Annotated in this window: 31 protein-coding genes and 1 pseudogene; 9 read left to right on the top strand and 23 right to left on the bottom strand. The window is 40.4% G+C overall.

Annotated elements, in window-relative coordinates; all coding sequences use genetic code 11:
• Position 1: 1 nt before the first annotated feature.
• The 4 genes from NQS30_RS15525 to NQS30_RS15540 all read right to left on the bottom strand — a co-directional run bounded on the left by NQS30_RS15525 (position 2) and on the right by NQS30_RS15540 (position 3,094).
• Positions 2-640 carry a TVP38/TMEM64 family protein gene (locus tag NQS30_RS15525; protein ID WP_227590178.1) on the bottom strand — a complete coding sequence of 213 codons (639 nt, stop codon included), beginning with the start codon at positions 638-640 and terminating at the stop codon, positions 2-4.
• 117 nt (positions 641-757) lie between these two features.
• The gene (locus tag NQS30_RS15530; RefSeq protein WP_015239255.1) at positions 758-1,831 is read right to left on the bottom strand and encodes a sensor histidine kinase; all 1,074 of its coding nucleotides are present in this window, start codon (positions 1,829-1,831) and stop codon (positions 758-760) included.
• Positions 1,828-2,514 carry a response regulator transcription factor gene (locus NQS30_RS15535; RefSeq protein WP_015239254.1) on the bottom strand — a complete coding sequence of 229 codons (687 nt, stop codon included), beginning with the start codon at positions 2,512-2,514 and terminating at the stop codon, positions 1,828-1,830. The genes NQS30_RS15530 and NQS30_RS15535 overlap by 4 nt, the downstream gene beginning before the upstream one ends.
• Positions 2,486-3,094 (bottom strand): class I SAM-dependent methyltransferase, encoded by a 609-nt coding sequence (locus tag NQS30_RS15540; RefSeq protein ID WP_218791502.1) that lies wholly within the window; start codon positions 3,092-3,094, stop codon positions 2,486-2,488. Before NQS30_RS15540 ends, NQS30_RS15535 begins: the two co-directional genes overlap by 29 nt.
• A 207-nt stretch (positions 3,095-3,301) precedes the next feature.
• Here NQS30_RS15540 and NQS30_RS15545 point away from each other — a divergent pair, with 207 nt between their 5' ends.
• Positions 3,302-3,664, top strand: coding sequence for a hypothetical protein (locus NQS30_RS15545; RefSeq protein WP_218791501.1), 363 nt, complete (start codon positions 3,302-3,304; stop codon positions 3,662-3,664).
• Positions 3,665-3,711: 47 nt separating this feature from the next.
• On the opposite strand, the gene NQS30_RS15550 is transcribed toward NQS30_RS15545, so the two are convergent.
• Positions 3,712-4,332 (bottom strand): FMN-binding negative transcriptional regulator, encoded by a 621-nt coding sequence (locus NQS30_RS15550; RefSeq protein WP_015239251.1) that lies wholly within the window; start codon positions 4,330-4,332, stop codon positions 3,712-3,714.
• 117 nt (positions 4,333-4,449) lie between these two features.
• On the opposite strand from NQS30_RS15550, the gene pdxR reads away from it, so the two are divergent.
• A complete protein-coding gene (gene pdxR, locus NQS30_RS15555) occupies positions 4,450-5,832 on the top strand; it encodes a MocR-like pyridoxine biosynthesis transcription factor PdxR (RefSeq protein ID WP_015239250.1) in 1,383 nt (460 codons plus the stop codon).
• 30 nt (positions 5,833-5,862) lie between these two features.
• On the opposite strand, the gene NQS30_RS15560 is transcribed toward pdxR, so the two are convergent.
• Together NQS30_RS15560 and NQS30_RS15565 are read right to left on the bottom strand one after the other, a co-directional pair.
• Complete coding sequence (locus NQS30_RS15560; protein ID WP_015239249.1) at positions 5,863-7,152, bottom strand: Na+/H+ antiporter NhaC family protein; 1,290 nt, start codon at positions 7,150-7,152, stop codon at positions 5,863-5,865.
• Between the two features lie 223 nt (positions 7,153-7,375).
• On the bottom strand, positions 7,376-7,780 hold the full coding sequence (locus NQS30_RS15565; protein WP_007409338.1) for a MerR family transcriptional regulator: 405 nt from the start codon (positions 7,778-7,780) through the stop codon (positions 7,376-7,378).
• 159 nt (positions 7,781-7,939) lie between these two features.
• Between NQS30_RS15565 and NQS30_RS15570 the strand changes: the two genes are divergently transcribed.
• On the top strand, positions 7,940-8,989 hold the full coding sequence (locus NQS30_RS15570) for an NAD(P)-dependent alcohol dehydrogenase (protein ID WP_012116921.1): 1,050 nt from the start codon (positions 7,940-7,942) through the stop codon (positions 8,987-8,989).
• Positions 8,990-9,048: 59 nt separating this feature from the next.
• Here the strand turns inward: NQS30_RS15570 and NQS30_RS15575 are convergent, their stop codons facing one another.
• The 5 genes from NQS30_RS15575 to NQS30_RS15595 all read right to left on the bottom strand — a co-directional run bounded on the left by NQS30_RS15575 (position 9,049) and on the right by NQS30_RS15595 (position 12,960).
• Positions 9,049-10,011 (bottom strand): arsenic resistance protein, encoded by a 963-nt coding sequence (locus tag NQS30_RS15575; protein ID WP_015239248.1) that lies wholly within the window; start codon positions 10,009-10,011, stop codon positions 9,049-9,051.
• A 113-nt stretch (positions 10,012-10,124) separates the two neighbouring features.
• Positions 10,125-10,508: a hypothetical protein gene (locus NQS30_RS15580; protein ID WP_015239247.1), complete on the bottom strand. Its 384-nt coding sequence runs from the start codon at positions 10,506-10,508 to the stop codon at positions 10,125-10,127.
• 109 nt (positions 10,509-10,617) lie between these two features.
• Positions 10,618-11,667, bottom strand: coding sequence for a Cfr family 23S rRNA (adenine(2503)-C(8))-methyltransferase (locus NQS30_RS15585; protein WP_015239246.1), 1,050 nt, complete (start codon positions 11,665-11,667; stop codon positions 10,618-10,620).
• Positions 11,668-11,818: 151 nt separating this feature from the next.
• Positions 11,819-12,022, bottom strand: a complete 204-nt coding sequence (locus NQS30_RS15590) for a hypothetical protein (protein ID WP_007409550.1) — start codon at positions 12,020-12,022, stop codon at positions 11,819-11,821.
• Between the two features lie 143 nt (positions 12,023-12,165).
• Complete coding sequence (locus NQS30_RS15595; protein WP_041482043.1) at positions 12,166-12,960, bottom strand: dihydrodipicolinate synthase family protein; 795 nt, start codon at positions 12,958-12,960, stop codon at positions 12,166-12,168.
• A 240-nt stretch (positions 12,961-13,200) separates the two neighbouring features.
• Between NQS30_RS15595 and NQS30_RS15600 the strand changes: the two genes are divergently transcribed.
• The gene (locus tag NQS30_RS15600; protein WP_015239244.1) at positions 13,201-13,680 is read left to right on the top strand and encodes a DinB family protein; all 480 of its coding nucleotides are present in this window, start codon (positions 13,201-13,203) and stop codon (positions 13,678-13,680) included.
• A gap of 269 nt (positions 13,681-13,949) precedes the next feature.
• On the opposite strand, the gene NQS30_RS15605 is transcribed toward NQS30_RS15600, so the two are convergent.
• Entirely contained in the window at positions 13,950-14,483 is a 534-nt protein-coding gene (locus NQS30_RS15605) for a cupin domain-containing protein (RefSeq protein WP_015239243.1), read from the bottom strand.
• A 271-nt stretch (positions 14,484-14,754) separates the two neighbouring features.
• On the opposite strand from NQS30_RS15605, the gene NQS30_RS15610 reads away from it, so the two are divergent.
• A complete protein-coding gene (locus NQS30_RS15610; RefSeq protein WP_015239242.1) occupies positions 14,755-15,387 on the top strand; it encodes a hypothetical protein in 633 nt (210 codons plus the stop codon).
• Between the two features lie 98 nt (positions 15,388-15,485).
• On the opposite strand, the gene NQS30_RS15615 is transcribed toward NQS30_RS15610, so the two are convergent.
• Positions 15,486-16,523, bottom strand: coding sequence for a flavin-containing monooxygenase (locus NQS30_RS15615; RefSeq protein WP_015239241.1), 1,038 nt, complete (start codon positions 16,521-16,523; stop codon positions 15,486-15,488).
• Positions 16,524-16,586: 63 nt separating this feature from the next.
• The gene (locus NQS30_RS15620; protein ID WP_015239240.1) at positions 16,587-17,528 is read right to left on the bottom strand and encodes a cation diffusion facilitator family transporter; all 942 of its coding nucleotides are present in this window, start codon (positions 17,526-17,528) and stop codon (positions 16,587-16,589) included.
• A 192-nt stretch (positions 17,529-17,720) separates the two neighbouring features.
• Here NQS30_RS15620 and NQS30_RS15625 point away from each other — a divergent pair.
• A pseudogene (locus tag NQS30_RS15625) lies at positions 17,721-18,144 on the top strand (VOC family protein).
• A 73-nt stretch (positions 18,145-18,217) separates the two neighbouring features.
• On the opposite strand, the gene NQS30_RS15630 reads toward NQS30_RS15625, so the two are convergent.
• From NQS30_RS15630 to NQS30_RS15650, 5 genes are all read right to left on the bottom strand, one after another.
• Complete coding sequence (locus NQS30_RS15630) at positions 18,218-19,564, bottom strand: FAD-binding oxidoreductase (RefSeq protein WP_007609656.1); 1,347 nt, start codon at positions 19,562-19,564, stop codon at positions 18,218-18,220.
• A 403-nt stretch (positions 19,565-19,967) separates the two neighbouring features.
• Positions 19,968-20,288 (bottom strand): hypothetical protein, encoded by a 321-nt coding sequence (locus NQS30_RS15635; RefSeq protein WP_015239237.1) that lies wholly within the window; start codon positions 20,286-20,288, stop codon positions 19,968-19,970.
• 285 nt (positions 20,289-20,573) lie between these two features.
• Positions 20,574-20,759, bottom strand: a complete 186-nt coding sequence (locus NQS30_RS15640; protein ID WP_015239236.1) for a hypothetical protein — start codon at positions 20,757-20,759, stop codon at positions 20,574-20,576.
• Positions 20,760-20,923: 164 nt separating this feature from the next.
• Entirely contained in the window at positions 20,924-21,289 is a 366-nt protein-coding gene (locus tag NQS30_RS15645) for a cupin domain-containing protein (RefSeq protein WP_025284301.1), read from the bottom strand.
• 35 nt (positions 21,290-21,324) lie between these two features.
• Positions 21,325-21,801, bottom strand: coding sequence for a DinB family protein (locus tag NQS30_RS15650; RefSeq protein WP_025284300.1), 477 nt, complete (start codon positions 21,799-21,801; stop codon positions 21,325-21,327).
• A gap of 216 nt (positions 21,802-22,017) precedes the next feature.
• On the opposite strand from NQS30_RS15650, the gene cotR reads away from it, so the two are divergent.
• The 3 genes from cotR (at position 22,018) to NQS30_RS15665 (ending at position 24,223) form a co-directional block, all read left to right on the top strand.
• Positions 22,018-22,983, top strand: coding sequence for a sporulation hydrolase CotR (gene cotR / locus NQS30_RS15655; protein ID WP_032866849.1), 966 nt, complete (start codon positions 22,018-22,020; stop codon positions 22,981-22,983).
• Positions 22,984-23,349: 366 nt separating this feature from the next.
• Positions 23,350-23,667 (top strand): PadR family transcriptional regulator, encoded by a 318-nt coding sequence (locus NQS30_RS15660; RefSeq protein ID WP_015239232.1) that lies wholly within the window; start codon positions 23,350-23,352, stop codon positions 23,665-23,667.
• Entirely contained in the window at positions 23,654-24,223 is a 570-nt protein-coding gene (locus NQS30_RS15665) for a DUF2812 domain-containing protein (protein WP_025284296.1), read from the top strand. The genes NQS30_RS15660 and NQS30_RS15665 overlap by 14 nt, the downstream gene beginning before the upstream one ends.
• A 106-nt stretch (positions 24,224-24,329) precedes the next feature.
• On the opposite strand, the gene NQS30_RS15670 is transcribed toward NQS30_RS15665, so the two are convergent.
• The 3 genes from NQS30_RS15670 to NQS30_RS15680 all read right to left on the bottom strand — a co-directional run bounded on the left by NQS30_RS15670 (position 24,330) and on the right by NQS30_RS15680 (position 26,772).
• Positions 24,330-25,010: an aspartate/glutamate racemase family protein gene (locus NQS30_RS15670; protein ID WP_099566431.1), complete on the bottom strand. Its 681-nt coding sequence runs from the start codon at positions 25,008-25,010 to the stop codon at positions 24,330-24,332.
• A 698-nt stretch (positions 25,011-25,708) separates the two neighbouring features.
• Positions 25,709-26,485, bottom strand: coding sequence for a sulfite exporter TauE/SafE family protein (locus tag NQS30_RS15675; RefSeq protein ID WP_167340515.1), 777 nt, complete (start codon positions 26,483-26,485; stop codon positions 25,709-25,711).
• Positions 26,486-26,544: 59 nt separating this feature from the next.
• Complete coding sequence (locus tag NQS30_RS15680) at positions 26,545-26,772, bottom strand: sulfurtransferase TusA family protein (RefSeq protein ID WP_012116896.1); 228 nt, start codon at positions 26,770-26,772, stop codon at positions 26,545-26,547.
• Positions 26,773-26,791: the final 19 nt, after the last annotated feature.

Here is a 26,791-nt window from a genome sequence, read left to right on the forward strand (position 1 = left end):
TTCATGAGTAATTTTGCTTCATGCGGTTCCACATTCTCACCGTTAAGATCGTAATCAATAGAAACGAAACGATTACTAACACAATACCTGTAATTGATTCACTGAAATTGATAACGACAAAGCTGGACAATAGCACCATAGGAATATTTGAAATCAATACAGTTAACATGTATGCAGAATACCTTAACCCGATTGCTGCCGATAAAAAACAAATCACATCCGTAGGAGCTGCCGGACAAATCATCCCCAATGCCAAAAACTTATAATTGTACGCCTCCAATAACACTTTCAAGTCAGGATATTTATCTTCCAGTAATTGAGTCGTTTTTTCGCTGGCGAATTTCCTTGAAAACAGATAAACTAATGTTTCGCTTATAAACAGGCCGGCCATTGATAATAAAATGCTGACCATCGGATCAAAGCAGATTCCGCCCAAAAACATAAGCGTCATGCCGGGAATAAAAAAGAGAAGCCTGACGACCCACAAAACCAAAAACAGCAGCATCGCGTATTCCGCATGCCCTGATATAAAGTCCGTTACATCATTCATATCAAATGACAGCAAGTCCAGTTCCTTCAAACAATAAACGCCTAAAAACCATATACATAATAAAATCATTTTATTTTTCAATTTCTCCACTCTCCTCGCTTCCCATCACATCATAAGCAAAGAAAATGAAGAAACAGCCGGTAAAATCCTTAAGGATTCTTAAATTATTCTATGAAAAAAGCTTACGGAACGTTTGTCCCGCAAGCTCTAGTCAATCGGGTGTTCAACAGTAAAACGAAGCCAGCCGCCGCTGTAATCCGCATGGATACGGCCGCTGTGAAGCTCAACAATTCTCTTTGAAATGGCAAGTCCGAGCCCGGTACCTTGATGACCCGTCCTGGCCTTATCTCCTCTGAAAAACCGTTCAAACAATTGATTGATATCGTCAGCAGTGAGATGTTCGGCCTTGTTTGACACTTGCAAAATCGCTTTTTCATCTTTTATTTCAAGGTTTATGAACAATTCAGATGGTTTGATGCTGTACTTCAGCGCATTCATAAAAAGATTATCATAAACGCGAACCATCTTTTCTATATCAATACAGACGGGAACATGCTCTTCCGTAATTGATTTTCGGACAGTTAATCGTTCCTTTTCAAACATGGGAATGTACTCTCCCGTGATTTGTTCCAATAGGGCTGACAAGTCTGTTTTGCTGCGGTTCAAAGTAACATCCGGACTCGATAAATGTGTATATTCAAACAGTTCATCTATTAAATATTTCAGCCTTTGCGATTTGGAATAAATCGTTTCAAGGTACTCCTGAAATTGAGCTTTACTGTTGTATTGTTCTTTTTTAAGCAGATCCAAATATCCGATAATTGATGTTAACGGGGTCCTTAAATCGTGAGATACACTTGAGATCAGCTCACTTTTCACTCGTTCTAATTGTCTTTCATGTTCAAATTTATTCTCTAATTCTTCGGACATATAATTGATATGTTGTGCAAGCTGTGTCAATTCATCCCTGCTTTCAGTCCTGATGGTCAAGCCTAAATTTCCATTGGCAATATGGTGAACACTCTCCGTAATGTGTTTCAAATATAATATTTTTTTCCGCACCAATAACAAAAAAACCGCAATAAAGGTCAAAATAGCTGCAGTAAATTGAATCAGTATCCTAAAATTAGCGTTTCCTTGGCTCACATCTGTTAAATAATTTATTTTGTACAGATATGAGATAGATAAAATAACAAGAATCAACACACCAAATGCAACAAGATAACTAATTGCGATCGCGATCAGAAGCCTGACAATCAGCTTTTTTCCAAACTTCCTCATATTTTATATCCCGTTCCCCATACCGTTTTGATATAAATCGGATGTTTAGAATCCTCTTCTATCTTGTCTCTGATCTTTGTGATGTGGACCATTACGGTATTGTCCGACTTAAAAAAGTCTTCCTTCCATACCGCCTCATATATTTTTTCAACACTCATGACAATTCCTTTGTTTCTCGAAAGCAGCTCCAGAATATCAAACTCTTTCGGAGTGAGCCTGACTTCTTTCCCCCGCACCCACACCTGCCTTGTATCCGTATTAACGGTCAAATCACCGATTTCAATGACGTTCGCCGTGCTGATCGTATCTGTATTGTATTTTTTATACCTTCTCAGCTGCGATTTCACTCTGGCGATCAATTCCAATGGGTTAAACGGTTTCGTTAAATAATCATCTGCGCCGGAGGCCAGTCCTTGAATTTTATCCATATCCTCCGATTTGGCGGAAAGCATGATGATGGGCAGATTGCGTTCTTCTCTGATCTTCATGCATGCCTCAATCCCATCCATATTGGGCATCATAATATCCAAAATAATCAGGTCAAACTCCTTTTGCTCCAATAATTTCAATGCTTCAGCAGCATCTTCCGCCTTCTGTGTGTCTATTCCTTCATTTTCTAAATAGACAGAGATCAGGTTTCGGATATCTTTGTCATCATCTACGATTAGAATGGTTGTCCCCATATGAATCCTCCCTCTTTTTTCGCGGCAATGAACAGCTGAAAACATAAGCCGGCGGAATATTCCTGAATTCTCTCTTTACTTCTGTTTTGGGAAAGAATTGCTCAATCAATGCCTTTTTATATTGAGTATATTGGAATGTAATAAATTCTCCATGATTTCTTAAGATTTTAGCTGTATCCTTCAAAATATCAGCAGACACTTTTTTTGGAAGGCTTGCAAAAGGAAGTCCGGAGACGACATAGTCGGCATAAGGAATTCCATGCTCCTTCATATGACTCTCAATATGTTCAGCCGATCCATGTACAATAAATAGGTTTTGTTCCTCTTTATATTTTTCTTTCAGTAAAGCATAAAATTCCTCATTTTGTTCTATCAATAAGATCATCGTCCCAGGCTGACGTTTTTCAAGCAGCTTTTTTGTAAATACTCCCGTGCCCGGCCCGTATTCAACAATGTATTCAGCTTTATGAAAATCAATTTTTCCGGTCATTTTCTCAGCAAGAAAATGTGAGCTGGGCAGAACGGCGCCGACAGATCTGGGATTCATAATATATTGAAATAAAAATAACAGACGTTTCATCTTTAATCTCTCCATTTGTTTTGAATTTATAAAACACACTCTACATTCAAAACCTGAAGAAAAAGCGGTGAAAGTTCTTAAGAAATCTTAAGATATAAAAAAAGACGGCGGGATTTGCCGTCTTTTTCAGCTGCCGATTCTTTCAGCAGCGGTAAAACCATGTCATAATATGTTAAGAAATAATTGCGCCATAGGCAGGTGAAACACATGAAGAAGTATTTATATAAACACCTTTTGCTGGCTCTGATTTCGTCCGTTTGCTTTTTATTGGTCTTTTACATGAGTTTAAAAATGACACAGGAAGACACACCGCCGTTGTCTTCTTACCCGTTTTACCTTTTTATTTATCTTTACATAGCAGCCGGATATTTGACGGTCGGCCTTGTTTTAGCTTGTATGACTGATATCTTGAAGAACCGCTGGACATTCAATAAACCGGCTACCATTCTATTGAAACTTATCGTTTACTTACTCATACCGTATGCTATTTTTCATTCTTTCTCCATTTTAATGGCGCCGTTAGTTTATGTGCTGTTTGAGTCGTTATTCATCCTGAGAAAAGCTTCATAACCTGAAAAAACATACCGCATGCTGCCGGTATGTTTTTAACATGCTTGTCAGTTGTTCGCAGTGATCTGTTTGATGTTTTCTTCCATCAAGCCGGAAATGAGCTGTTCGTTTGTATGAGGAATCTGTTTGAGCTGTTGTACGACCAGCCCTTGTCTTGCAGCTGAATGATTTTGACTCAGCTTTGCTTTCCCCTCTATTTTGCTGATATTGATTTTAAAGCCTTTTACCCCTTTGTTCATGCCTGCCAGCAATTTCGCATCGACATCCTCTAATTTGTACGGGCTGTCGGGGCTTTCGTATTTCAATACGAGATCACTCATCGACTGCACGGTTTCTTCCTCATCCAAAAGCTCCGCCTCTCCGTAAACATGAACCGCCACATAATTCCATGTGGGAACAGCCTGATTCGTCTCATACCATTTAGGCGAGATATAACAATGCGGCCCTTGAAAAACGGCTAACACGTTTTGGCCATCAATCTCTTTCCATTGGGGGTTCGGCAATGCAAAATGACCGTATAAGTATTCGTTATTCTTACTCATCATCAATGGCAGGTGGGTTGCATACGGCATGCCTTCCGCCGTTGAAAACAATGCTGCGAAACCATACTCTTTGATAACATCGCACGCTTGAGCTTCACTCAGCTGAAATGGAGCCGGAATATACATACAAAACTCTCCTCTCGAACATGGATTGATAAAGCGCTTTCCGCTATAATAAGATATCACCTGACATTTTAAAAGGTACAGTTAGGAATAAATACACATGTCAGAGGAGAACATCTGATGAAAAATATGATTTTCGCTTTCGAAAGCGACACCCCGAAATACAAACAAATTTACGAGCAATTTAAAACATTGATTGAGCAGGGAAATATTCAGGCAGATGAGCGGCTGCCTTCGATTCGGGAGCTGGCAGATTCCCTGCGGGTAAGCCGCAATACAACGCTGATGGCTTATGATCTTCTTTTAGCGGAGGGATACATTCGCGGAGAAACACGCAAAGGTTATTTTGTAAATGAAGTAGAACCTTCTATATTTCAAAAAGAAAACGATGTTGTTTACGCTGAAAAAACCGAATCAACTCAGCCGGTCCTGATTGATTTTCGCGCCGGAGCCGTCGATCAAAAGCATTTTCCTCTGAAAACATGGAGAAAATTATACAATCAAGTTTTGACATCAGAGAAAAGCTTCCTGTACGGTGAACCGTTCGGCGAGAGAGACCTGCGTGAACAAATTGCCGCTTATCTCTTGGAATCCCGCGGAGTGAAAACAGATGCGGATTCCATTATCATCGGCAGCAGCACGCAGCAGATGCTGATATATCTCAGCCGGATTCTGAAAGAGGATTTTTCGGGAATGATCGTTGAAGACCCGGGATTTGACGGTGCCAGAGCGGCTTTTCAATTTCACGGGCTATCTCTGGAAACGATGCCTGTCTATGAAAACGGAGCTGATTTTTCTCAATTACATGCAATGAAAGAAAAATTAATCTATGTGACCCCATCCCATCACAGCCCTTACGGCGTAAGCATGTCCATTCAGCAGCGCCAAACTCTGATCAATTGGGTGAATCATAGAGAGGGTTATATTCTTGAGGATGATTATGACAGTGAATTCCGTTATACACAGCAGCCGTTTCCCGCTCTTGCTTCCATTCAATCAGACCGGGTGATTTATTTAGGGAATTTCTCAAAATCCTTTCTTCCGGGCATCCGCATAAGCTATATGGTTTTGCCGCAGCGCCTTTTGCACCGGTATAAAAAACGGTTTATTCATTTCGAAAGCACCGCTTCTTCGCTTAACCAGCTGACCATGGCTGAATTGATGAAGGCCGGTGAATGGACCCGCCATATTAAGCGCATGCGCATTGTTTACAGGCGAAAAATGCAGCACTTGATTTCACATGTAAAGCAGCAGTTCGGCGATCATGTGACGATCATCGGCGAGCAGTCGGGATTGTATATATTGGTGAGAGTTCACCTGAACTATACAGAAGAAACATTAATTGAACGCGCTTTTCAGTACGGAGTGAAGGTATATCCTACCGCCGTTTATTTCGTTGCCGAAAAACCCGAACCGCCGATCATAAAGCTGGGTTTCGCCCATCTCGATACGGATCAGATCACACAGGGCGTACAGCTTTTGAGAAATGCTTGGCTGTCATGAAAGAAAAAAGGCGCCGAACGGCGCCTTTTTTTATTTCGTATTTCTTGTGAATTTCGGCAGTCCAAATATGATGGCGGCGATGCCGCAGATTCCGATTAAAACGGGATAGAAAGAGTATGGCAGGATGCTGACTGGTGAAATATTCCCGAATTTCCCGGCTGATAACAGCTGTGCGCCGTAAGGAATCAATCCTTGAATCATGCACGAAAAGATATCCAGAATACTTGCCGATTTTCTGTTGTCGATGTTGAATTTATCAGCGATATTCTTTGCAATCGGCCCGGCTGCGATAATCGAGATCGTATTATTGGCCGCAGCCAGATTCGTCACGCTGACCAGTCCGGCAATGCCGGCTTCGGCGCCTTTTTTCGAACGGATTCGTTTCGTGATGAACTCCAGTAAAAAGTCGATCCCGCCGTTTTGTTTCATCACGCCGACCATCCCGCCGATCAGCATGGACAGGATGATCAGATCGCTCATTCCGGCAATTCCATCCGTAATCGCCTTAAAATAAGAGTCAAGCGTCAGGCTGCCGCCCGCTAATCCGATGATCCCCGTCAAAACCAATCCGCCGAATATGACAGCCATCACATTAATACCGATTAACGCAAAAACCAACACGGCGACATAAGGAAGCACCTTAATCCAGTTGTAAGATTCAGCACCCGTATGGCCGGCGTGGCCTGCCGGAATAAAAAATAAGATAATAACAGTCACAATGGCAGCAGGCAAAACAATCAGAAAGTTCGTTTTGAATTTATCCATCATTTGTGTTTTTTGCGTCCGGACTGACGCGATGGTCGTATCAGAAATAAAAGAAAGATTATCTCCGAACATAGCTCCGCCGACCACAGCCGCCATCGTAATCGCCCCGGAGATGCCAAGCTCTCCGCTCAGACCCGCGCTGATCGGCGCAACCGCCGCAATCGTGCCCATTGATGTTCCCATCGATATAGAAATAAAACAAGCAATGATAAACAGCCCCGGCAGCAAAAACTGCTGCGGAATAACGCTCAAAGCAAGATTGACAGTTGAATGCACCGCTCCCATCGCTTCAGCCGCTGAAGCAAAGGCACCTGCCAATATAAAAATCATAACCATAATGATAATATCAGGATGTCCCGCACCGGAAGCGAACCATTCTATTTTTTGATTGAGCGATTTCTTCCGGTTAAATAACAGCGCAAAAGCTGACGCAATGATCGCGGCAATCAAGATCGGCAATTTATAAAAATCTCCGGTCACCAGACCAGAGCCGACAAAAAGCCCTACGAATAAGACTAAAGGCAATAACGCCCAAGGGTTCTTTTTATTGTTCATCTGGGTAAACCACCTCTTTTCAGCATTAAAGTCGCTAATCACAGTCTAAGCAACATTTCACACTTTAAAAGTCTGCAGTAAAAAAGTCAAGCTGAAAAAAGGATAAGTAATGATTGATAAGATAGAAAAGGCTGTTTTGTTTCCACTCTTTAGAAAATAAAAAAACCAAGGCTCGTTTCCCTTGGTACATTTCATGCGGCCCGGCGTCCGGGACACCTTCTCTTCATTCAGAAATACATTCAGCTTTCAATCTGTTTTTAAGTTTCGCTTCATTTTCAAGGATATCTTCGTAATCCTCAATCTTCCTGTTTAATCGTTTTATGGTTTCATCAATTTCCCTCTGTTTCTCCGTCAGCCTTTTCCTTTCATTTATCAGGATGTTTTTTCGGGGTTCGATCGTATGATCGGCTCCTTCAATAAATAAAGCGGTATATTCAATCAGCGCCTCAATCGACAGCCCGGCACTTCTCATGCATTTTATAAATTGAATCCAATTCACATCATCTTCATCATAATCGCGGATGCCGCTTTCATCGCGTTTTACCGGAGGAATCAGTCCTATACTTTCATAATACCTAAGCGTTGCGGCTGATAACTCAACCTGCTTTGCAGCCTGCGCAATCTTCATATTCTTATCACCCGTCCTTCAAACCTTTCATAAGCGTGCCATTATAGAATATCATTTCATAAAAAAATAAACCAAACTCCTTGACTTAAAGTCCGCTTTAACATTTAAAGTAAAATTGAACAGAGGATTCATCACTTTATCTTGGAAAGGAAGATAACCATGTGCAATAATCATCCGACTCGTGTATTAAGCGCTCCGCATGCAAAAGCTAAATTTGAGCGGACAACGATTGAGAGAAGAGCATTACGGCCGCACGATATCCTGATTGATATTAAGTACAGCGGGATTTGTCACTCAGACATCCACAGTGCATTCGATGAATGGGGCGGCGGAATCTTTCCGATGGTTCCCGGACACGAAATTGCCGGAGTTGTGGAAGCCGTGGGTGAAGAAGTCACCACATTTGCCGTCGGAGACCGTGTGGGTGTCGGCTGTTTTGTAGACTCCTGCGGAGAATGTGAATACTGCCTTAACGGAGACGAACAATATTGCACAAAAGGCGTTGTTCAGACTTATAATAACCTGGACTACGACGGAAACCCTACGTACGGCGGCTACAGCCAGAAAATAGTTGTCACTGACAGATTCGTTGTCCGGATTCCCGATCAGCTGGATTTGGATGCTGCCAGCCCGCTATTGTGCGCGGGCATTACCACCTATTCTCCGCTGAAACACTGGAATGCCGGCCCCGGCAAAAAAGTGGCGATTGTCGGAATGGGCGGGCTCGGACATTTAGCCGTTCAATTCGCGCACGCTTTAGGCGCAGAGGTCACCGTCCTCAGCCGCTCAATGAACAAAAAAGACGAAGCGCTTGAATTTGGAGCCGATCATTACTTTGCCACAAGCGATCCGGATACATTTACTGAGCTGGCCGGACGATTTGATCTTATTTTAAATACAGTATCCGCGAACCTTGACGTAGATGCCTACTTATCCCTGCTTCGCATTGACGGTACATTGGTAAATGTGGGAGCGCCCGCTAAGCCGGACTCATACAGTGTGTTCTCCTTAATCACGGGCCGCCGCAGCATTGCGGGTTCACTCGTCGGCGGTATTCCGCAGACTCAGGAGATGCTTGATTTCGCCGCCGAGCACGGCATTGCTCCTAAAATTGAAGTAATACCGGCCAATCAAGTCGACGAAGCGTACGAACGGGTTCTCCGAAGCGATGTCCGCTACCGTTTCGTCATTGATATTTCAACTTTATAATCGACATAAAAAAACATACCAATATTTGTTGGTATGTTTTTTTCAGTTCAAATTATTTTTTATTTCAGCAGCCATCCGGGCACCGCTTTTATATAAACCAATTCGCCTATCAATTCAACGATCGTCTGTGTGACGATAACAGCGGCGGCTAATGAAGCCCAAGCATCCGGCAAAGCCAGCGCTAACGGAAGGACTGCGAGAGAATTTCTTGTGCCCGTGCTGAAGATCAATGCTCTTCCTTCACCTGTATCCAGACGGAACGCGTATGCGATAAACCGGGAGACAAACGGCATAATGAGCAGGAATAACAGATAGATCGGAATCACACGTATAATGATGCCAGCATCACTGATGACCTTTCCGATTTGTGTGGCGACGACCGCCAGTAAGACCAGAGCCATAAAAGGAACAGGCAGCCACGCCGTCCATTCCAACACCTTTTCTCCCGCCGGCTTCTTATCAGCCCACAATTGTGTCATCACTGCCGCCAGCAGCGGTCCCGCTATTAAACATAAGAATGCTTCCAGAAACGGCCCCGCATGAACAGCCCCTATCACTTCTTTCCCGATAAACAGCCACAAGTATAACGGAAGCAATACCATCTGAACGGCGAACAAAACCGGCGTGGAAGCCAGTATTAATCTCTCATTTCCTTTGCCGAGCTGAGTAAAGACGATGACGTAATCAATACAAGGTGTAAGCAATACCAAACAAACCCCTGATAATATAGGAGGAGATTGAGGAAAAATGGCGGTTAACACCCATACAACGACAGGTACAGCTAAGAAATTACCGATCAATAAAGCCGCCATAAATTTGAGGTTTGACATGGCTTCCCTCAGCTTCAAGAATGGGATTTGGGCAAACATGGCATACATGAGAACAGCGATAAGCGGTGATATCGTCCATCCCCAGCGAAGTCCTGAATCTTTCCCGGCGATCCCCGCTATTCCGCCGATTACAAGAGTCACACCATATATCCAAATTTGCTGTTTTTCTAATGTCTCTCTGGTTATTTTCATTGGCTGACACCTCTTCTCCGCCCATTATACCTTCTTTTCTGCCGGAATTAAAAAACACCAAGGGTCTGTACACTTGGTGTTTTCAGGACGCGTGTTATTGTTGTCAAAACCGCTTACGAAAGCTTATTTGTGTTCTCTGTCCTGCCAACGAATAAGGTCACGGCAACACTCGCTGAACTGACCAAAGTCCCCAGTACGGCAGCAAGAATTGTCAAAAAGCCATTGGGGATCAGAAATCCAATCGGAATGAGCCCCGCAAACGTGAGAACGATAAAACATTGATAGACTCCGGATATGATTCTCACAACCAAACTGCCAAAAAAGGACATGACGAATGGAGGAATGAACAAACATAAGATGATTCCGAGTGAGATCAATAAAATCATAGGCTCGTCAAAAGAAATGACACGATCGCCGGGAGACTCTTCAGCAGCCGCGAATACAGCAAATATAGACATTATCAGCGTAAGAAAAACAAGAAAAAACCTTTTCAGCAACGTTATGACTCCTTTTTTTATAAAAACGGGTATCTTTTTTTCAATCACAATAACCATTTTATGTTATCAAATGAAATAATATGAAGTCAAACCGAGTTCTGCACCTGATTTATTGGTTCTTATTTTTTTGATAATTTCCATATAATTGTCCGCAAGCAGCATCTATATCAATGCCAAATTGACTTCTGACGGTCACGTTAATTCCTGCTGACTTTAATTTTTTATAGAAGTTTACAACTTGTTTCTCATTTACTTCTTCAAATCTCATAGGTGAACTAACAGTCGGGTTATATCTAATGATGTTTACATGGAACAAGTTCCCTCTCTTATATCTGCTTCTTAAAAGATTTACTACTTCATTCGCATGATCAATAGAATCATTAACTCCCGGCAGCATAATATAAGCAATATAAACTTTTCTTGAGGTCACACGTATATGCTCATCTAATGTGTCCATTACCTCCAATAACGGGTAGCGTTCATTAATCGGCATTAACTTGCTTCGCTGTTCATTAAAAGGAGAATGTAATGAAAACGTCAGGTTGACCTGCGGATAATCCTGAGTGATTTTTTTAATGCCCGGAATAATACCTATGGTCGAAATAGATAACCTGCGAGGGCTTAAAGCAAACAACTCCGGATTTGTAAGCACATGTAAAGCATCAAAAACTTGTACATTCGCTAATGCTTCTCCCATTCCCATAAAAGAAATACTGTCAATTGAATGTCCTTTTAAGTGAAAGTACAAAATTTGGTCAGTCATTTCATCTGACGTTAAATTGCGTTTTAAACCAATATCTCCTGTTGCACAAAATGTACAGCCGAAATGACAGCCGCACTGCGAGGATATACAAAATGACTCCCAACCGGCTTTATATTTCATATTAACCGTCTCTATTTTTTCGTCTCCAGAAATTTCAAATAAGACTTTTGTAACTTGCTCAGAATGCTGCACTTTTAAAGGAGCAATATTTAAAATTGACTCTCCGAACTCCTCTATTAACAATTTTCTCAGGGATTTAGGAAGAACCGTTATTTCATTGAAATGATTTATTCTCCCTTGGAATACAGCATTTTTGATTTGATTCATTCTAAAATCAGGAAATTTATTTTGCTTCAGGAACTCTTGGATTCTTATATACTTGTTTTTTTGTTGCATGTTTTCTCATCCTTCCATAATACTCTTGTTTGTTTGAGTAAATAGAAGGGAGTTATCAATCTAACCTTTTTTTAAAATCAGGCACAAAAAAACACCGACACAATTATCGGTGTTACGCTTAAATAACATCATGCACAAATAAACAAGGACATTATGTCATTGGATTATCGTTTATTTGACATAGAGAAAAAGCACCGATAACTGTTTTTGTATGGTGATTTGGCTTAAAAAAGGACAGACTGCTCCCTTTGTCCGCCAAGATGTTTCCAATTTTTGCATTTTTACCATACAAAATTCCATAAATCGTTATCATTGCTTTCACCTCTTTCTTGTCAATATTAGCAATAATAACCATATCATAAGGTTTCCCTTATGTAAAGCTAAACAAATGCTTACGCCCCCGCTAATGACAGTATTATATAACTTGCTTATTAAGCCTAATCCAAGTACAGAAAGCGCGCTGATCACATTTTTCACTTATCCGCGACGGAACATTTCTTATATAATGGGTGACCGGCAGCTGCCTGCTTGAATCCCAATCTTCTTATAGTGATTTTTTATATTCATGACAGTATGATGATTTGTCACTTCAGCAATCAGATCGTTTATTCGGTCCAGATTAATCGGTTTATTTTCTGATAAGCTGCTGAAGCTTTCTCTGATTTCTTCAGGATAGACATTTCCAGCCATACTTGACAGGCCGTTACACCCGTTACTCAGCATCTTCGGAAATTCAACGTCTCCTGCCGCAAACAAAATAAAGTGATCAGGGAACTCTGTTTGTTTATGACGCAGAACGTCTCCTCCTTCTTTCAGCCCCCTTATCCCGGGATGCCGGCTTATTAAGTCTTTAAGCGCTTTCTCACTCAGATTAAAACCGGTCCGGCCGGGGTTATTATAAAGCACAGCCTCTTTAGAGGTATGACTGAGAAGTTCGTCAACGTAATAAACGGCTTGCTGCTGTGTCGGTCTTATATAAGGAGGAAAACCAATCAGTACAGAATCAATATTGGTTTTCTCGATGTGTTTCATCAGTTTGACGGCATCACTGGTTCTTACGGCTGAAACACCGAACATCAGTTCAACATCTTCAAATTTTCGCTGATGAACATACTCAATGATCTGAAGACGCTCATCTATGCTGAGTGAATGCTGTTCACCAGTCGTGCCGCATATGAGTAACGAATGGATACCGCTGTTTTTCAAATGTTCGACAATAGCATCAAATCCTTCTAAATATAAACTTTCATCTTCATGAAAAGGCGTAGGGATAGCAACATTAAAATTTCGCATGAGAATGTCCTCCAAGTACATATTCTTGAATATCTGCAGAGTATCATATAACACTGTCTGACATTTAAAAAGGTACAGTTTCAGATAAACAAACATGTCAGATGTATAGGCCGACACACAAAAAAAGCAGGCAAAGAGAGCCTGCTTCATTGCTTCATCCTCTAGCGATTCATTCCCTGGATGGCTTGACAAATATGAGTAATAAGACAAACTGAATATAAAAATTGTGCTAATGAGGTGATGCTGTATTCTGCCGTTAATGAAAATTACAGCCGCTTAATATCCATTGTGTCAGACATGTCACAGCAGGAGATTGATTATAAAGGACCAAATCAAACATACAATAGTACAGCTCAGCTAATAAGACACTTAGCATATGTTGATCTCAACTGGATATTCAGAATAAAGGGTGAACCGATACCAAAGCAGCTTGAAGAGAAGTATGGACCAATGTTAGATCAGAACAATAAGCTCCCTTTCATTTCCGGTGTTTCATTAGAACAAATTCTCACTGATTATGAAGAAGTATTCAGCATGTTTAAGTCTGTTTGTTATGAGTTAACTGACGATCAGCTGAATCATACAGTAGATTATGAAGCAGAAAAACAAGCAACCATTCAATGGGGAATATGGCATATGGCAGACCATAATAGATATCATCAAGCTCATATTCATCAGCTTCGCAAATGGTTTGAAGAGAAACAGAAACTTGGCAGTTAAAGCCGCTTATTAGGAGGAGCAAGGATAAATTTATTACAAATTCCCTGCGGATTGCCTATTTTCACTGACTGCCAATCAATTAAAATGTACAGACAAAAAACCACATTTGCTGTTGAAAAGTTGTGGAATAAAGCATCGCATCAACTGCACTATGACAAGCTGAAACGTTAATATTTTTTCAGCCATTCAATCGCTTTATTTAATGATGCTGTCCAAATACGATTTTTTCCTATAGTCTTTGCAGCAGTAAAGTCCTCTGGAATCCTATACTAATCTTCCGCAGCCGCTGCATCGGCCTTTGTCACATGAACTGTACCAAACGGATGGTTAGGAGGAGCATAAATTGAATACAGTTTTAACGGCGTATTACCTGTATTCACAACATTGTGCCAAGTGCCGGCAGGGACAACAATGGCAAAGTCATCATAGACATTTCTTTGGAAAGTTAAATGTTCCTTGCTCTTACCCATTTTAACGATCCCCCGGCCTTGCTCAATCCGTAAGAATTGATCTACGTGGGGGTGGATTTCCAAACCGATATCTTCTCCAATGCCGATACTCATTAAAGTAATTTGAAAATGTTTTCCCGTCCATAGGGCCGTACGGAATGTATTGTTTTGTTTTGCGGCTTTATTGATATTCACAACGAATGGTTTTGGTCCATAATCTTTCAAGAGAAGGTTTCTATCTTCGTATGAAGGATCATAGTTATTTGGAAAAGTCCAATAAACAGATCTTCCATCGCTATACATCGGTACATTCACACAATAATAATATTGATGCGAAAAAGGTATATAATACATTTTTCATCCCCGCAATTTTAAATTTTTGTGATATTATCCTATGCTTTTGGTAATGAGAGTGTGCCGTACTAAGAAATTCCCTTGTTCAGCCTAAAAGACTTAAGTTAGCAGAAACGTTTTGGCCACTAAATCCGTTTGCATAAAAAATACCAACTGAATATGCGCGGACTAAAATCGTTGCACTGATGGATAATTTAGGCACATGCCCTTATCAAAAACAATCTGGGTGCATATCCTGCTCCTAAAAGTCATTCATAAAGGGAGTTTAGATATGTATTATTATTATCCGTATTATGTATATGATTACAGACAGCAGCCTGATTTAAGTCAGGCAAATATTAAAATGCGAAGCCATTTATCTGCGATTCAACAAATTCCAATACACTCATCCTCCTTTCAACAATCAATGGCTGCGGTAGTGAAACACTTGCAGGCTGTCAGCAGAGCACTCGCTCTGGGATGCGGTATGAGTTCAGAATTCAGATTTCTTCCAGACACTTGGGGATTACGAGAACTTCATATTGTACACGCGAAATATCTTACTCCGTTGAGCTATCACGTTTATTCCGCTTTAGGCGCAGCAGAGCTTCTCGCCTCCGGACAAGGCCGGGCTCCTCATTTTCCTCTTATGGTTGGCTGCATGAATTCAATACTTCGTCTATGGTCAAACTTCCCCGCAGCGATAGCAGACCTGAGAAGAGCAGCCGGTCACCAATACGCGTCATCTGTAGACGAGGCGGAAAATCTCCTAAGACCAATGGTTCCAGCCACACAACAGGCATTATCCATCAGTCAATCTGCAGTGAGTCCGGCTATTTGGCAGGCTTCCTTACGTGCCGCGCAGTTAGCTCGGGAAGTACGTCAGAATGTTGCACAATCAATGAGTCAGGGATCTTCTTATTAATTAAGCCAAAAGATTTTTTCGGCTTTACACAGTCACATAACCGTACTTATTCAACACAAAAAAGAGCAGTAAACACGTAAGTTACTGCTCTCCTCTGTCTATCCACCGTTCATTTGTTTTACAATGTATTCAGCATCATTTCCTACACCTTGAAGCAGCGCTGAACCTCGCCTATGCTGCCAAGGCAAACCAATAAAATACAATCCTTCCACAGCTGAAACACCCCGGTGATGTATAATTCGGCCTTCCTTATCCAAAACACCTTCTATTTTCATCCAACAAAGCGGATTCTTAAAACCAGTTGCCCAAATGATATTGTTTACTTCTAATGAAGATGAATCTTTAAAAATCATTTCATTTTGCTTTCCGGCTATGACTCTTTGTTTTAAGATGATCTTCTTCTGTCTTATTGCATGTTTTAATTCATACCCAAATATGGGGTCGCCTTTCTTCTGAATGAACTTGCCTAATATTGATGTATGACTTGCATGTAAAACTCCTAATTTATCAAACCACCAAAAGATGCTTCTTTTTCCAATCCATAAAGGGAAATAAACCGGTTTATTACTGCAAGCCAAATATGTAACTCTTTCTTTGGATAATTCAACAGCTATCTGAGCCCCGCTATTCCCGCCGCCGACTACCAGTACATTCCCAGGCGCCAGTTGTTTTGAATGTTTATATTGTGAAGAATGTAATTGATGAATATGATCGGCTACATCCCTTGATATTGATGGAATGTTAGGGGTATGAAAAGGACCTGCGGCCATCACAAGATTCTTCGTTTGGTATTCTTCCCGGTTTGTTTTTATTAAGAAATAGTTCTTTAATTTTTGGACACTTATTACTTCTGTCCGTAATTGGATCGGGATTTCAAATCTTTCAACATATTTTTTCAGATAAGCAGCAATTTCATTTTTTGAAGGGAGTCCATGCTTGTCTCCTTCAAGCTGCATTCCAGGCAAAGAGCTGTACATTCGAGAAGTAAATAAAACCAATGAGTCATACCGGTTTTTCCAGCTTTCTCCCACTTCATGACTTTTATCCAAAATGATAAACTTTTGTTTCGACTTCTTTAGATAATATCCTGCTGAGATTCCTGCCTGACCGGCTCCGATTACTATCGTGTCGTACATATGAATCCCCCCTCCGGTTTTATCTTAATTGTCAGCAGACAAAGTGAGTCCCTATTTCCTCCTTTAATGATGATGATGGTCACGCGGATTCTCAGTTTGGGCCTGACAAAGAATCGTATTGTCGTGATTATGCGCTGCTGTTTCCATTTGAATGGTTACATGTGTAATGCCTTTATCTCCAAGTTCATGTTCAATTTTGCGTAAAATACTTTCGCTTTCTGAAATGGTCAGTTGATCGTTAACAACAGCGTGGCAGGAAAGAGCATTCAATCCGCTTGTGATAGACCATATGTGCAAATCATGAATGCTTTGAATTCCTTCTGTCTCTTCAATTGTATGAATGATGTCAGTGACATCGATATTTTCCGGAGTTCCTTCCATTAATACGTGAATGGAGTCTTTCGTCACATGGTAACCGCTTCTCAGAACAAGAATAGCCACAATGACACTGGCCGCTGGATCTGCCCAGCTCCACCCGAAGAAGATGATAAGGATCGCAGCCAGTATGGCACCTACAGATCCGAGCATGTCACTTATCACATGTAAGTAAGCCCCTCTTATGTTCAGGTTATTCTTTGTATCTCCGCCGTTCAGCATAATCCAAGCGACCAATATATTCACCGCTAACCCGATAATACTAATCGTCAGCATGCCGGTTGTTGCTACCTCCGGCGGATGAGAGAAACGTTTGATTGCTTCATAAATGATGTAAAGGGAAATCAATATTAATGCAACACCGTTTATCACAGCTGCGAGAATCTCAAATCGTTTGTAGCCGAATGTCTTATGATGACTTGCCTTTTTTTCGGCCAATTTAAAAGCAATCAGAGCAACCATTAATGAGATCGAGTCACTCAGCATATGGCCTGCATCAGACAAAAGCGCTAAACTATTGGTTAAAAATCCGCCTATCGCTTCTATTATCATATAACCTGTAATCATGATAAAAGAGATCAATAAAACCTTCTTATTGGATCCGCCAGCGTGATTGTGATTGTGACCCATAAAAATCTCCTCCTTATCTCATACACTGCATTTATTATTTCTTTTCTGTTATGAAGCATTCTAACATGGACAAAAAAATAACATTATATGATTATGTGCTCATATATGAATATATAGGTTCTTTACTGAAATGTCAAAATCTTTTCAATGAAAATGTCCAATACTTTATATTGCTCTTGATCAATGATTGCTATGAAGCCGCGGATTACAGTAATTACTTTAGGCGCAGACAATTTAGAAAAATCGCTTCACTTCTATCGAGATGGCTTGGGTCTGCCTACAGAGGGAATAGCCGGTACAGCATTTGAACATGGTGCAGTTGCCTTTTTTGACTTACAAACAGGACTGAAACTTGCCATTTGGAACCGCAATGACATCGCACATGAAACAAACGTTACGTTAACTGCGCCAAGCCCTGCAGAATTTACATTAGGACATAATGTTGGCCAGTAAAGCTGAAGCCGATAAAGTCATGGAACAGGCAAAACAGGCAGGAGCAACGATAACTGATCCCGCTCATGATACTTTTTGGGGCGGATACTCCGGTCACTTCCAAGACCCCGATGGACACTTATGGGAAATCGTTTGGAATCCGCACTGGGATATAAGTGAATAACCACATTTAGCAACAATAAAAACACACCTGAATGTTCTGGTGTGTTTTTTATTTGTTTCCAAAAACGATCAAACTATTTATACGATGGCGGGATGCTTTGCGGAAAACGGAATACATTTTCGGGATCGTATTTCGCCTTTATTCTTTGAAGCCTTGCAAAGTTTGAGCCATAATATGCTTTTCCGAAGTTCTCGATATTTTGATCCGGAACATTCACATATGAACCTGTTACATATGGTTTCATCAGCTGACGCACTCTTTCAACTGATGCAAGATTCGAAGCTTCTTGTGATTTATTTTTCCAACTGGCCGTCCATTCCGTATAAAACAACGGACGGCGCCAATAGAAGGCTGTTTCACTGCTTGGAACTCTGCTTATCGCGCCGCCCCAATTGATAAAAAAGAAATTGGTTTCTGTCCCAGTCGCTTTTTCCAAAAATTGTCTCATTACTGCAATAGGTTCTTCCGGCCAAAGATTGAGCGCCCACGCCGAGGAGAATTTAACACTCTGATCAGATCTGCCGGGAATCGGTTCGTCAGGATCTAAGAAATCTATACAATCCGGGTAGTATAGTGTTTTGATTACTGTTTGTGCCGGTGTTCCGGCATTTAATAAAGGTTTTAATAATTGAACCAGCTCTGGTTTTGAACCGAGGAACAATCCTTCCACATGGCACAAGCCATTTACTTTGCTGTAAATCTCAAGGTAGCATCCTAATCGTTCGTCTGTAAACGGCGCCCATTTTTGCCACGCTTTAAATACCGTTTCTAACTGTTCCCACGGCCAAATGATATTAAAGACGGTTGCGGTTTTAGGGGCACGGTGAACTTTGAATGTATATTGGGTATTATATCCGAAATTGCCTCCCCCGCCGCCTCTGGAAGCCCACAGTAAATCTTCATTGCGGGATTGATTTGCTTGAATAATCCTGCCTTTGGCATCTACCATTTTCAGTGCGAGAAGGTTATCGCTTATCAGGCCGATCGATCGGGAAAGCACTCCAAATCCGCCTCCCATTGTGATTCCTCCGATTCCGACGGTTGGACTGTCTCCGAACGGGGCCATAAAACCTTCCCGAGCTAAACCTTTTACAAGCGGGCCGACGTGAATACCGGTTTGAACGGTTGCTACCGCGTTTTTTTCATCTAAGAAAACTTTATTCATGTCACTCACATCAATAACAATCCCATCACTTACCGTGGAAAGATTTTTATCCAGAGCATGGCGGCCGCTTCTGACACGCATAGGCACATTCTTCTCACGAGCCCATTTAATAGCATTACTTACATCGTATGAATTTTGTGCAAAAACAAAGACAAGCGGACAGACATCAACATAAGGGTTCCAATTCTTAACCGCCTCTGTATAGCCGGGGTCCCCTTTGAAGATGACGCGTCCCGTTAACTGTGCTGATCCCATCTATTTCACTCCCAATAAGCATTTGATTCCGATACCAGTATATGTAGGAATTGGACAAATTCTTAGACAGATGTTCTGCAAACTTAAAAATAGACACATATACGCGAAGATGATATAAAAACAAAAAAAAAAGACAAGAGCGGCAAGCTGCCGAAACTCTTGTCTCTCCTGCCTTTTTTATCATAATAGGCACTTACATTTATTGGCGTTATATCCCGACCAAACTATGGAAGTCCATAGAAAATTATGTTTGCCCTGCCATGCGTGGTTCTGCTGAGACACCGGCTGAGCAATCTTTCTGCTTGATCCCCCGACAAAGAATCTTATTCTTTATCGTTTTTGCACCCCTGTACGGTTAAAATCAATACACATTGAATCTTATCTTTTACATGATGAAAAGCTCTTATTTTTTCTTCTTGTGCTTACGTTTGCAATCCTGTTTTTTCTCTTTCTTATGACGTTTTTTACATTTCGCTTTTGCTGCTAATTTTGCCGCTTTTACCTTTGCTTCTGCTGCTAATTTTGCCGCTTCTGCTGCTCTGGCTCTTGCTTCTTCCGCTCTTGCTATTGCCTCTTCCGCTCTGGCTCTCGCTTCTGCTTCTCTTGCTGCTTCCGCTCTTGCTGCGTCGTCCGCCATATCAAAATCATGGCCTAGGTCACAGGCTTCGTTGTATGGCTTTTTCTTCTGAACGTACTGTTGATCTTCACCTTCGTTATAATACATTACGCCACTCCTTCTCTCATTTTTTAATCTTTACATACTATGTAAAGAAATAACTGCAGCTTGGACTGGTATTTTGATGAACCGGCACATTTTAGGATAATTTTCATTTATCGATACAACAGATTCTGGATGCTTGATGAAACTTAAATGTTTATGATAAGCAGCGTAAAAAGGGAGACTGCGAAAAAACCAAGGGGTTAAACCCTTGGTTTTTTTGTGAAAATGATAAAAAGGATGCTGCGCGCTGCAGCATCCTTCTGTACCAACTTTTTGTGTTTTTGACTTTTAGTTTGCTTGCTGTGTTTGTTTTACTGGTTCTTTGCTAAAAAGTCCGACAATGTTCCACAAGATAATTGCAGCAGCTATGATTACACGAGTCGTACTGACTTCTTGGTTAGTAAACAATTTATAGCCATATACTGATCCCAATGCTGCTATGCAAATAATATTGAACCATTTACTCCAACGCAATTAGAAAACTCCTTATAAAATGATTACATTTCCAAACAATGTATTATAATATTAACAAAATTTTTCAACAATTAACCAAAAATCATTCTTAATTGGTTTTCCTGATCATTTTCTCTAATCGTCATTCGATCTTTCGGATTTTTTGATCGTTTTTTTGTTACAGGCTAGACCCAGACATCATTTTCAGCTGTTTGATCAGTTATTTTCTGCCCGGTATTCACAACACCTTTAGGTTCTACAAGCAAAATGTTACACTCTGATTCTGCATAAGGTTTATGTTCAACATTTTTCGGAATGACAAACATTTCACCTTCATTTAATGTTACTTCTCCATCACGAAATTCAATGATTAAATTACCCTCAATGACAATGAAGACTTCATCTGTTTCGTCATGCTTATGCCAAACAAAATCCCCTTGTACCTTAACAAGTTTAAATTGATAGTCATTCATTTCAGCGATTACTTTTGGAGACCATTGATCTTGGAACGCAGCTAATTTCTCTTGAAAATTAATCGGTTTATATTCCATTCTTTCCGCTTTCCTTGTAAAACTCTATCATTTAACTAGTCCCAAATTAAAGGCCTGTCAACCTTAGCAGTTCTGAGATAATCTAAAAGCTGACCGGTATGTACGGACTCATGATAAGCGATTCTTAATAACATGTCTCCTAGTTCGCGAATATATCCAACATCAGACCTGTCAATCTTTATATTTGTTAAATCTGTTTCGTTTAACGATTTGATGAATGTCAAAAACTCGGCCCGATACGGTTTTGCAAATTCTAATTCTTCGCTTACAGTGGTAAACATTTTTGATTCATAAGGATTAATAGTTTCCTCTGAAAACTCACTCATATTTTTCATTAAAATTTGATGATAAAGAAATTCTGCTTCTAATATGTGTCTTATCATTTCTTTACACGACATGGCTTCGGAATCCGGGCGCCAGTCCATTTTTTCCTCAGGTATAGCTGTCCATAACTTGATGCTTCGCCGTCTCACCTCTTCAAAATGTAAAACGATAAGGTCAATCGTATTCAAATATTTTTCCCCCTTTTATTTTTATAACCTATTCTCCTTCTTCCCATGGAATACCTTCATGATCCGCCTCTTAAACTTAAAAATATTTTCTTTCCCACCCCGTTAGATTGATAAATTGAGCAATTTTTATGGTATGAGATATTCATTCATCCATACAATAGACTCTGGTTGAACATATACTGAATGATAGTTTTCATCAGAAAGGAGAAATCAGCTTTGGCAAAGTATCGGATCATGACCTTTGACGGGGGCGGTACCTTAGGTGCTTTAAGTTTACAACTATTGAACAGACTAGCTGAAGAAAATCCAGCATTAATAAGCCGAACCCATGTATTTGCGGGAAATTCAATCGGTTCATTTACTGCCCTTGCATTAGCAAGCGGAAGATCTCCGAAGGAAACACTTCAGTATTTTGAGGATGAAATCCTGCCCGCATTCAGCACTTCGCGGCCGGGAGGACCTGTTTTCAATCAACAATTACCATATTCCGGTTTTATTAAAGCAGTACGAAACTTTTTCCCGCCAGGCCTTCGTCTTAAAGATGTAAGAAAACGAATTGTTGTCCCTTCATTCAAATTATACTCCCCAGCACTGGATCGTTGGACGCCCGTATTATTTCACAACTTTCCCGGCTCTCCCTATTTAAATGAGAAAGTGAGTGATGTCATACTGCGGAGCAGCGGTGCTCCCGCGACGCAGCGAGCCTATCAAAACTACGTGGACGGATATGTAGTGGCAACGAACCCCAGTACGGCCAGTATCGCGTTTGCGGTTGGTAAAGCCAACGTGCCACTGGATCAAATTGCGGCACTATCCATCGGTACAGGTGAAGCCCCGACTCGGTTAAGAAGAGATACGAGGGGATGGGGAATGGTGAGTGCGGATAACATACGTCCCGAAAATCTGAAGAACCTTCCTCCAAATTGGGGAGTCCTTTTGGACAGGTCGCCTAATGAACCATTACTGCCATTTCTTCAGATGATCTCCGGCGGAAATGGCTACTATGAATCCATGGTCAGCGCGAATCTGCTGGGAGATCGCTTTTTCCGGTTAGATCCGCGGATTCCTAACTTCTCCAAAACAGACCCTTCCGTGGTTCCCGCTGTCATTGAAATTGCGAACAAAACCAACTTACAGCCTGTGAATACATTTATAGAGAAAAACTGGAACGACAGCCATTAACTAAGTTAGAAGTTTATAATAATTCAATGAACAAAAAATACCAAGGGACTCAACACCCTTGGTATTTTTAATGCGACCGAGAGGGTTTGGACCTTTACGGGGTGTTTATACGCTGGGCATTCGATAAAGTGAAAGCTTAGCTTATTACCACCCGGCATTTCAAGCACTGAAGTTAAGCATTACATCCAACAATCGGGCCATTTAATTGAATAGGACTACTCAGTAGTCGCTTCCCATTACGTAAGAAAAGCGACTTTTTAGATTTGATTTTCAAGTTCCTTTGACAAATTTTGAAAAGACCATTGACTATTCAGTTGAACTGTATTAAGTTTAACTATATAGTCAGACTGAATAGAGGATGAGGATATGAAACATAAATTATTACCGCTGTCTGAAACCATGCATTATATTTTATTAGCTCTGCGGGAGCCGCTTCATGGCTATGCTGCCATGCAGAAGATCGAAAAGATGAGTAACGGAACTGTTATTTTAGCAGCCGGCACATTATACGGCGCGATTGAAAACTTGAATAAGCATGGCTGGATTGAACCTGTCGGAGAATCGGGCCGGAGAAAAGTTTATATGATAACTGCGGAAGGAAGCGCCATTTTGAAAATGGAACAAAACAGATTACTTCATATTTTATCCCTGCACGAAGGAAGTGAATCGAATGAAGACATTTAAGATGTTTTTTGATATTGAAAAAGAGGAGCAATGGCTGAACGAGCACCTACAAAAAGGCTATCGCTGTACAAATATCAGCGGATTAGGAATATACACTTTCGAAAAAACCGACAAAAAATATGTGATGCGACTGGATTATCAAGATTATTTATCAAAGAAAAAGTTCAAAGACTACAAAGAGATCTATGAAGACTTCGGCTGGAGTTATATAAACAGCCCATGGCTTAGCGGAACTCGATATTGGCAAAAAGAAGATGATGATCAAAATGAAATCTTCTCGGATCGCCAATCAAAGAGTAATTATTATAAAAGACTAATGAGTTTTTCATCTTGTTTTGGTTTACTGTGCTTGTTTTATTCTTATTTGATTTACAAGGATTCAGGTTTGTATTTAACTGAAGGTCTGTGGAGTATGGAAAGCGCAATGTTTTGGAAAGCATTTTTATTTGAAACTCCATTTGCCCTTTTGAGGTCGCTTCCCGCCCTTATGGCTGTTCTATTTGGCTGCAGTTTCTATAAAGCGTATCGAAAGTATTCAATGTTAAAAGAACAATAACGCGGGGAAGTTACATTCAAAGAAGTAATCGAGGATCATGTATTTGCCGAAGCCGGGCGCTTTAACGGAAAAAAAGCGCCCTGAATTTGCTGATAAATAAGACGGCTTATTTTGTTAATAATACATACTTATTTACAATGGCTTGAGCAAGACAGGCTGATGAATCAACAAAGGTAAGTTCGCTGCTTTTTTGATCCGTGACCATATTTAAATCCGTACATGCAATGATAACCGTATCAACCTTTTCTGCTAATTCACGGTGTAATTCATCATATAATGTACGAGCCTCATTGATTTTACCTTGTTTAATCTTTTCTATTATGTGATCGACATAGATTTGCCAACTATCTTGATGTAAAAAATCATAACCTTCTCTGTTTAACGCTTCTTGAAATATTCCAGATTGAACCGTAGGAACAGTGGCTAAAAGAGCTGCTTTTTTGGAGCCTTTAGGTATTTTTTTTATGGTTTCATCAATCATGTTTAGTAAAGGGACTGAAAGCGATTTTTTTATTTGATTAAAATAGATATGTGCGGTATTACATGGGATTGCAATAAAATCAACACCCGTTTTTTCAAGCTTTACAGCCCCCTCAATAATTGCCTTTTCCATGTCCGTATGATTGAGAGGTTTATTCATATAGAAAGGAGTCGGACAAGAATAAATCATCATATGAGGGAAATCCATGTCATGTATTGCTCCATATATTTTTTGGCACTCGTCTACTACCTTTTCTACAAATGGCCCAGTAGATTTTGGCCCCATTCCTGCCAGTATTCCAATCATAATTGTCCTCCTCTGTAAAAATGTGTACGAATACGATCACGATGAGTTATTCTTGTGTTACGCATCTGAATCTGCTCTCATTTCTTTTTGGCTGTCTTCTCCTATTTTATCATTTCATTAATCGAAAAAGGGACTTTAAAAGATAGCTGGCAAACCAGACGACTTGCTTTAAGTAACGGGGCAGCTGAAAACAAAAAATACCAAAAGTGTCAGAACCCTTGGTATCATTGTGATGCGGCCGAGAGGACTTGAACCTTCACGGGTTATTCACCCGCTGGGCCCTCAATAAAGCGAAACTGTGTTTTCTATTACAAAACCTTTATATATTAGTGTTTGTTTATATTGATCATGTTATTTACAAAGATTTATTCATATTGTGGAGTAAAAATGGAGTCGTTTTTTTCATCAGAAAGTTACATGACATGTCTCGGGTTCCATGTTTGTTAAAATCACCATCTTCGTTTTAAAACGTACAGGTTTATAGTGTCCCATAACGCTGTCCTAAATAAAACACTGGACGCAACTAAATCAAATGTTTTTCACCGCACTATAGTCAAGACTTGCCCAAGTCACCATTATCAAAAAGAATTTCATCAAGCACTTGAAACATTTATTGAACGTGAGCAAGTGTTATAACATGAATAAGAAACCAAGGAGTGATGAATCTTTTAATCTTTCATTTTACCCGCTGACTCATATCAAAGGAGCTCTAACCAAATTTTAATAGCTGTCGCACTTATTAATAACGCTAAAATCCATTGCAGGAATTTTGTATTTACTTTTTGCCCAACAGATGCGCCAATAGGAGAAGCAATTAAACTAGCAATCATAAGAACCAGAGCCGGTGCAAAAAGAACCTGGCCCGTGATTACTTTTCCAACTGTTGCGCCAATAGATGAAAGAAATGTAATCGCAAGAGATGAAGCGACTGTGATTCTAACAGGGATATTTAAAATCGATAACATAATGGGGACTAGGATAAAGGCGCCGCCAGCTCCTAAAATACCTGATACGCCACCAATGATAAACGCTAGGGACGAAGCCAACCATTTATTAAATATCACTTCTTCGTCTTCGCTATGTTCTTGTCCTTTTTTAGGTTTAAACATTAAAATAACTGCTAGTATAGCCAGAATTCCGTATATAAAGTTAATTCCTTTTTCAGATATATAATGAGAAAAGTAACTCCCCAATACACTCCCTAAAAGGATGCTGCTTCCCATGTACATAATTAATGCTTTATTTAAAAAACCACTTTTACGATAAGCCCAAACACCGCCAAGTGTCGCAAAGAAAACTTGAATAGCCCCTATTCCTGAAACTTCATGGGCAGTTAATGACATCACTCCCACTAAAGAAGGAATGTATAATAACATTGGATAATTAATAACTGATCCGCCAATACCTATCATTCCGGAAATAAAGGCACCAATAAACCCTATAATGAAAAGAGTTGTGATAAAGGCAATATCCATTTTGGTTCCTCCTTTCAAAGAAAAAGGGCATCTTTGTATTCGATACCCTTTCACATTCATTAGCCTTTTTTAATCCAGAATTTCAATACATCGCCTTCATCAGTTTGCTCTAAAAGGTCATGCCCGCCTGATTTAGACCAAGCTGCAAGATCACTTTTAGCTCCCTTATCTGTTGCATGCACTTCTAATATTTGACCTGATTCCAGTTCATTCATCGCTTTCTTTGTTCTGACGATTGGCATTGGGCATGCCAGGCCTTTTGCGTCTAATACTTTATCTGATTTCATGTTCGTCTCTCCTCTTTTT

This window comes from Bacillus sp. B1(2022), assembly GCF_040259625.1.
In the GTDB taxonomy this organism is placed as follows: Bacteria; Bacillota; Bacilli; order Bacillales; family Bacillaceae; genus Bacillus; species Bacillus velezensis.

Excerpts from the sequence above, each read along its gene's own strand:
- NQS30_RS15530 (WP_015239255.1), bottom strand. The coding sequence starts at position 1,831 with ATGAGGAAGTTTGGAAAAAAGCTGATTGTCAGGCTTCTGATCGCGATC.
- NQS30_RS15535 (WP_015239254.1), bottom strand. The coding sequence starts at position 2,514 with ATGGGGACAACCATTCTAATCGTAGATGATGACAAAGATATCCGAAAC.
- NQS30_RS15540 (WP_218791502.1), bottom strand. The coding sequence starts at position 3,094 with ATGAAACGTCTGTTATTTTTATTTCAATATATTATGAATCCCAGATCT.
- NQS30_RS15545 (WP_218791501.1), top strand. The coding sequence starts at position 3,302 with ATGAAGAAGTATTTATATAAACACCTTTTGCTGGCTCTGATTTCGTCC.
- NQS30_RS15550 (WP_015239251.1), bottom strand. The coding sequence starts at position 4,332 with ATGTATATTCCGGCTCCATTTCAGCTGAGTGAAGCTCAAGCGTGCGAT.
- pdxR (WP_015239250.1), top strand. The coding sequence starts at position 4,450 with ATGAAAAATATGATTTTCGCTTTCGAAAGCGACACCCCGAAATACAAA.
- NQS30_RS15560 (WP_015239249.1), bottom strand. The coding sequence starts at position 7,152 with ATGAACAATAAAAAGAACCCTTGGGCGTTATTGCCTTTAGTCTTATTC.
- NQS30_RS15565 (WP_007409338.1), bottom strand. The coding sequence starts at position 7,780 with ATGAAGATTGCGCAGGCTGCAAAGCAGGTTGAGTTATCAGCCGCAACG.
- NQS30_RS15570 (WP_012116921.1), top strand. The coding sequence starts at position 7,940 with ATGTGCAATAATCATCCGACTCGTGTATTAAGCGCTCCGCATGCAAAA.
- NQS30_RS15575 (WP_015239248.1), bottom strand. The coding sequence starts at position 10,011 with ATGAAAATAACCAGAGAGACATTAGAAAAACAGCAAATTTGGATATAT.
- NQS30_RS15585 (WP_015239246.1), bottom strand. The coding sequence starts at position 11,667 with ATGCAACAAAAAAACAAGTATATAAGAATCCAAGAGTTCCTGAAGCAA.
- NQS30_RS15590 (WP_007409550.1), bottom strand. The coding sequence starts at position 12,022 with ATGGTTATTATTGCTAATATTGACAAGAAAGAGGTGAAAGCAATGATA.
- NQS30_RS15595 (WP_041482043.1), bottom strand. The coding sequence starts at position 12,960 with ATGCGAAATTTTAATGTTGCTATCCCTACGCCTTTTCATGAAGATGAA.
- NQS30_RS15600 (WP_015239244.1), top strand. The coding sequence starts at position 13,201 with ATGCTGTATTCTGCCGTTAATGAAAATTACAGCCGCTTAATATCCATT.
- NQS30_RS15605 (WP_015239243.1), bottom strand. The coding sequence starts at position 14,483 with ATGTATTATATACCTTTTTCGCATCAATATTATTATTGTGTGAATGTA.
- NQS30_RS15610 (WP_015239242.1), top strand. The coding sequence starts at position 14,755 with ATGTATTATTATTATCCGTATTATGTATATGATTACAGACAGCAGCCT.
- NQS30_RS15615 (WP_015239241.1), bottom strand. The coding sequence starts at position 16,523 with ATGTACGACACGATAGTAATCGGAGCCGGTCAGGCAGGAATCTCAGCA.
- NQS30_RS15620 (WP_015239240.1), bottom strand. The coding sequence starts at position 17,528 with ATGGGTCACAATCACAATCACGCTGGCGGATCCAATAAGAAGGTTTTA.
- NQS30_RS15630 (WP_007609656.1), bottom strand. The coding sequence starts at position 19,564 with ATGGGATCAGCACAGTTAACGGGACGCGTCATCTTCAAAGGGGACCCC.
- NQS30_RS15635 (WP_015239237.1), bottom strand. The coding sequence starts at position 20,288 with ATGTATTATAACGAAGGTGAAGATCAACAGTACGTTCAGAAGAAAAAG.
- NQS30_RS15645 (WP_025284301.1), bottom strand. The coding sequence starts at position 21,289 with ATGGAATATAAACCGATTAATTTTCAAGAGAAATTAGCTGCGTTCCAA.
- NQS30_RS15660 (WP_015239232.1), top strand. The coding sequence starts at position 23,350 with ATGAAACATAAATTATTACCGCTGTCTGAAACCATGCATTATATTTTA.
- NQS30_RS15665 (WP_025284296.1), top strand. The coding sequence starts at position 23,654 with ATGAAGACATTTAAGATGTTTTTTGATATTGAAAAAGAGGAGCAATGG.
- NQS30_RS15670 (WP_099566431.1), bottom strand. The coding sequence starts at position 25,010 with ATGATTGGAATACTGGCAGGAATGGGGCCAAAATCTACTGGGCCATTT.
- NQS30_RS15675 (WP_167340515.1), bottom strand. The coding sequence starts at position 26,485 with ATGGATATTGCCTTTATCACAACTCTTTTCATTATAGGGTTTATTGGT.
- NQS30_RS15680 (WP_012116896.1), bottom strand. The coding sequence starts at position 26,772 with ATGAAATCAGATAAAGTATTAGACGCAAAAGGCCTGGCATGCCCAATG.